Here is a 4,774-nt window from a genome sequence, read left to right on the forward strand (position 1 = left end):
GGACGGCACTGACCACGGCGGCGGCGTTCAGGCCCGAGGTGAACGCGTCGCGCGCGTGGGCGAGCAGGCTCGCGCCCGCGTCCCCGGACAGCCGCCCGGCCTCCTGCGCGGCGGCCTCGACGCTCTGCCGGACGTCGGGGAGCGCGCCGGCCTGGGCCCCGGACGGACTGAAGCCGTCCATCCGGGCACCGTAGACGGCGGCTCCTATGCTTCCCAGCGCGGCCACCCCCAGCGAGATGCCGAAGTCGCCGCTGGTCTGCGAGAGCGCCGCCGCCGCCCCGGCGTTCGCGGGGGGCACCGAACCCACCACGAGGTCCTGGCCGAGCGCGCCCACGAACCCGATCCCGAGGAAGACCAGGATGATGCCGCCCACCAGCCGGGACAGCCCGTCGGAGGTGTCCAGGACCGCGAGCAGCGCGAAGCCGACCGCGGCGAGGCCCAGGCCGGCGGCGATCACCACCCGGGGGGTGAACCGGCGGGCGGCGAGCGGCGCCAGCATGCTCCCGACCACCATCGCCAGCGAGGACGGGACGAGCCACAGGCCCGCGTGCAGCGGGGTGAACCCCTCGACCGCCTGCAGGTACCGGCTGACCAGGAACATCACCCCGCCCTGGGTGGCCACCCCGAGCATCAGGATCACCAGCGCCGCGGTGAAGGCGAGCCGCTTGAAGAGCCGGACGTCGAGGAGCGGGTCGGCGAGCCGGCGCTGCCGCGCCACGAACACGGCCCCGAAGGCCAGGCCGGCGACGGCCGCGGCCGCACCCAGGGGCTGGACCCCGTCCCGCGCCATGTCCTTGATGCCGTAGACCAGGGGAAGCATCGCCAGCAGGGACAGGGCGACGCTCAGCGGGTCCGCGCGGCGGACCTGCGGGGAGCGGTACTCGGGCAGGAACACCGGGCCGACGGCCAGCAGCAGCACCATCACCGGGATGGCCAGCAGGAACACCGAGCCCCACCAGAAGTGGCTGAGCAGCGCGCCGCCGATGACCGGCCCGGCGGCCGCGCCGCCCATGAAGCAGCTCATCCACACCGCGAAGGCCATGCCGCGCTGCCGCGGGTCCTGGAACATGTTGCTGATCAGCGCGAGCGTGGAGGGCATCAGGGTGGCCCCCGCGACGCCCATCGCGGCGCGCGCCGCGATCAGCATGCCCGGGCTGGTCGACCAGGCGGCCACCGCCGAGGCGATCCCGAAGGCCACCGCGCCGTACAGCAACAGCTTGCGGCGGCCGACGCGGTCACCCAGCGTGCCCATGGTGACCAGGAAGCCGGCCGTCAGGAAGCCGTACACGTCGGTGATCCACAGCTGCTCGGTGGCGCCGGCCCCGAGGTCGTCGGTCAGGCTGGGCAGCGCCAGGTAGGTCACGCTGAGATCCAGCGCGAGCAGGAGCGTGGGCAGGGCGAGCACCGCCAGGCCCGTCCACTCGCGGCGCCCCGCTCGCGGCGGGGAGGCCGCGGTCGTCGGCGAGGTCATGGGTACGTCCTCCAGAGTCGGGTTGTACGGGACGGGACCGCCCCCGGAGGGCGTCCGTCACCCCGGGGTCGGAGCCGCGGCCTGCGATCCGACATCCGCTTCGCTATCGTCGTCCACGAATTTCCGGAACAGGCCGCGGAGGACGTGCGTGAAGTACATGCTGCTGATCTACAGCGACCCGGTGGTGTGGGAGGCGCTCACGGAGGCGGAGCGGGCCTCGCTCGGCCCCGAGCACGCGGCGCTGATCGGCGAACTGGAGGCGTCCGGGGAGTGGGTCGGCGGCTCGGTGCTGGCTCCCCCGGAGCGGAGCCGGGCGGTGCGGGTCCGCAACGGCGCGGTGCAGGTCGTGGACGGTCCGTTCGCCGAGGTCAAGGAGCACCTGGCGGGCTACGACATCGTCGACTGCGACGGCATGGAGCGGGCGGCGGAGATCGCCGCCCGCATTCCGGACGCCCGGCTGGCCCGGGTGGAGATCAGGCCCATGGTGGGGCCGGAGGCATGACCCGGGGGGCCCGGCGGCCCGTCCTCAGGCGGACACCGGGAGCCGGCGCCGCGGCTTCCGGTCCAGCCAGAGCTGCACGAGGACGAGGTTGACCATCCAGCCGAGCCAGCGCGCGACCTCGAAGAGGTAGTCGAGCGGGACGGGCGCTCCCGTGTGGACCATGACGTCGACCATGGCGCGGCCCCACAGCACGCCGACGGCGAGCGCGAAGCTCCGCAGCATCCACCGGCGGTGCTCGGCCCAGCGGTGTCGGCGGGCCGCCACCGTCCCGGTCACCGTGGTCGCGATCCACAGCAGCGCCTGGAGCGCGATCCCGATGTCGCCGCGCCACTCGGGCATCAGCGGCATGACCACCAGGGCGGTGACGGCGCAGGGCAGGGCGCCGGCGTACACGTAGAGCCGGCCGCTGAGCCGGTGCACCCGCGGGCGGGTCCGGCGCAGCCCGGGCCAGAGCTGGAGCACGACGGTGACCAGCGCGATCGACCCGAAGGCGATGTGCGCCACCAGGACCGGGTAGTGCCACGGGACCTGGGGGTCCAGGTTGATGCGCGCCTTCGCCGGATCGAAGCGCAGGTAGGGCGGGAGCTCGTCGACGAGGAAGAGCCCGACGAGCAGGGCGAGCAGCGCGGCCCACCGGCGGGCGGACGCCCACCCCGCGCCCCGCCCGCCGTCCGCGCCCCGTCCGCCGGACTCGTGCCGCCCGCCGGACGCGCGGCGCCGGCCGGACTCGGGGAGCGCGGCGGTGGCGGTGCTGTCGGTCTGCTGAGCCATGGGTGTCCCTCCCCGCCCGGGTGACGAATGGCCGCCAGCTTCACAAACCGAGCGGCCGGACGGCACCTCCCGGCTTGCTGTCCCTCCTGCGCAATCCACGAGATGACAGGGGCCGCTGCGACGGACGACGATGCGTCTGGAGTCGATCGGGGCGACGGCGAGGAGGGGCGGCTGTGCTGGACGGTGTCGGGGACCGGTCGGGTCCGCAGCGTCCGGGGCCCGGTCAGGTCGATCTCATGGTTCGTCAACTCACCTGTACGCTGACGGAGTTCGTCGAACGAACCCCCGGCCTCGACGTGCCGCCGCGCGGCCGTCCCGGACACCGCGCCGGTCCGCGCCCATGTGCGGAGGCTTCGCCGAGAGCCGCCGGGGGGACAACTCCGCCCACTGTTTTCCGGAGGTAGTACGTGAGTGATGTGACGGATCTCGGAGGTCTCGCCCCGGCCCGGCCCGACGGGACGGTCGTCCGCCCCGAGGACACCCGGTACAGCAGCCTGACCATCGGCCACAACCAACGGTTCGTCGGCCACCCCGACTCGGTGCGCGTGGTGCACGACACCCGGCAGGTCGTCGCCGTCGTCGAGGAGGCGGTGCGGGCCGGGAAGCGGATCGGGGTGCGCAGCGGCGGCCACTGCTTCGAGGGCTTCACCTTCGCTCCGGAGGTCGAGACGCTGCTCGACCTGTCGCTGCTGGACGAGGTCCGCCACGACCCGGAGCGCCGGGCCTTCGCGATCGGTCCGGGCGCCACGCTCGGGCACGTCTACCGCACCCTCTTCAAGGAGTGGGGCGTCACCCTGCCGGCCGGGGCCTGTATGGACGTGGCGATCGGCGGGCACCTGACGGGCGGCGGCTACGGCCACCTCTCCCGCCGGGACGGCCTGGTGGCGGACCACCTGTACGCGGTGGAGGTGGTGGTCGTCGACGGGAAGGGCAGGGCCCGCGCCGTCGTCGCCACCCGCGAGGAGGGCGACCCGAACCGGGACCTGTGGTGGGCGCACGCCGGCGGCGGGGGCGGCAGCTTCGGCGTGGTCACCCGGTTCTGGCTGCGCAGCCGAGGCGTCAGCTCCGACCGGCCGGCGGACCTGCTGCCGAAGGCCCCCGGCAACGCGCGCCGCCGGACGGTGATGTACTCCTGGGACGGCATGGACCAGGAGTCGTTCGGCACGCTGGTCCGCAACTACTGCACCTGGTACGAGCGGAACAGCGAGCCCGGCACGCCGGCCTGCGACATCTGGGGGGTCCTCCAGCTCTTCCACCGCTCGGGGGGCCTGCTCGGCCTGATCTCCGTCATCGACGACGAGCTCCCGGGCGCGTCCGGGCGGCTGAACACCCACGTCGACGCCCTCACCGCCGGGGTCGGCGCCACGCCGGTGATCGACACCGACCAGGTCATTCCCTGGATGTCCCCGCAGAACTGGCCCTACGAGCCGTCCGGGAACTACAAGCACAAGGCCGGGGACCTCCGCAAGGGCTACACGGACGAGCAGATAGCGGTCATCTGGAGGTACCTGAGCAGCACCGACTACCACAACCCGGCCGCGAACCTCGGCCTCTCCGGGTTCGGCGGCCAGGTCAACGCCCTGCCCGCCGACGCCACCGCCACGGCCCAGCGGGACGCGATCGTGAAGGCCGTCTACTCCACCGGGAACTGGGAGGGGGGCTCGGGCGCCGAGCACCTCGACTGGGTCCGCTCCTTCTACCGCGACGTCTACGCCGCCACCGGCGGCGTCCCGCTCCCGGACGAGCGGAACTCCGGGAGCTACATCAACTACCCCGACGTCGACCTGCTGGACCCGAAGCTGAACGACTCCGGGGTCTCCTGGACGACGCTGTACTACCGGGACAACTACGCCCGGCTGCAGGCGGTCAAGAAGCGGTACGACCCCGGGAACGTCTTCCGCCACGCGATGTCGGTGGAACTCCCGTTCTAGCGCCTGTCTTCGAACTCGCGTCTGCGGGGCGACGCCGGGGCACGCACCTCGCCGCGTTGTCGTCGGTCGCCAATGCTCCGCAGTGGCTCCCTCCTCCGC

Annotated in this window: 4 protein-coding genes; 2 read left to right on the forward strand and 2 right to left on the reverse strand. The window is 73.4% G+C overall.

Annotated elements, in window-relative coordinates:
- Positions 1-1,471 (reverse strand): MFS transporter (locus tag ACFU6K_RS31465; RefSeq protein WP_380668797.1); only part of this gene is annotated, 1,471 nt, incomplete at its 3' end.
- A gap of 157 nt (positions 1,472-1,628) precedes the next feature.
- On the opposite strand from ACFU6K_RS31465, the gene ACFU6K_RS31470 reads away from it, so the two are divergent.
- Positions 1,629-1,973 (forward strand): YciI family protein, encoded by a 345-nt coding sequence (locus tag ACFU6K_RS31470; RefSeq protein WP_234348258.1) that lies wholly within the window; start codon positions 1,629-1,631, stop codon positions 1,971-1,973.
- A gap of 24 nt (positions 1,974-1,997) precedes the next feature.
- Here the strand turns inward: ACFU6K_RS31470 and ACFU6K_RS31475 are convergent, their stop codons facing one another.
- Positions 1,998-2,744, reverse strand: a complete 747-nt coding sequence (locus ACFU6K_RS31475; RefSeq protein ID WP_380668799.1) for a DUF2306 domain-containing protein — start codon at positions 2,742-2,744, stop codon at positions 1,998-2,000.
- Between the two features lie 407 nt (positions 2,745-3,151).
- Here ACFU6K_RS31475 and ACFU6K_RS31480 point away from each other — a divergent pair, with 407 nt between their 5' ends.
- Positions 3,152-4,675: an FAD-binding protein gene (locus tag ACFU6K_RS31480; RefSeq protein WP_380668801.1), complete on the forward strand. Its 1,524-nt coding sequence runs from the start codon at positions 3,152-3,154 to the stop codon at positions 4,673-4,675.
- Positions 4,676-4,774 lie beyond the last annotated feature (99 nt).

It is taken from the genome of Kitasatospora sp. NPDC057512, assembly GCF_042802135.1.
Classification (GTDB): Bacteria; Actinomycetota; Actinomycetes; order Streptomycetales; family Streptomycetaceae; genus Kitasatospora.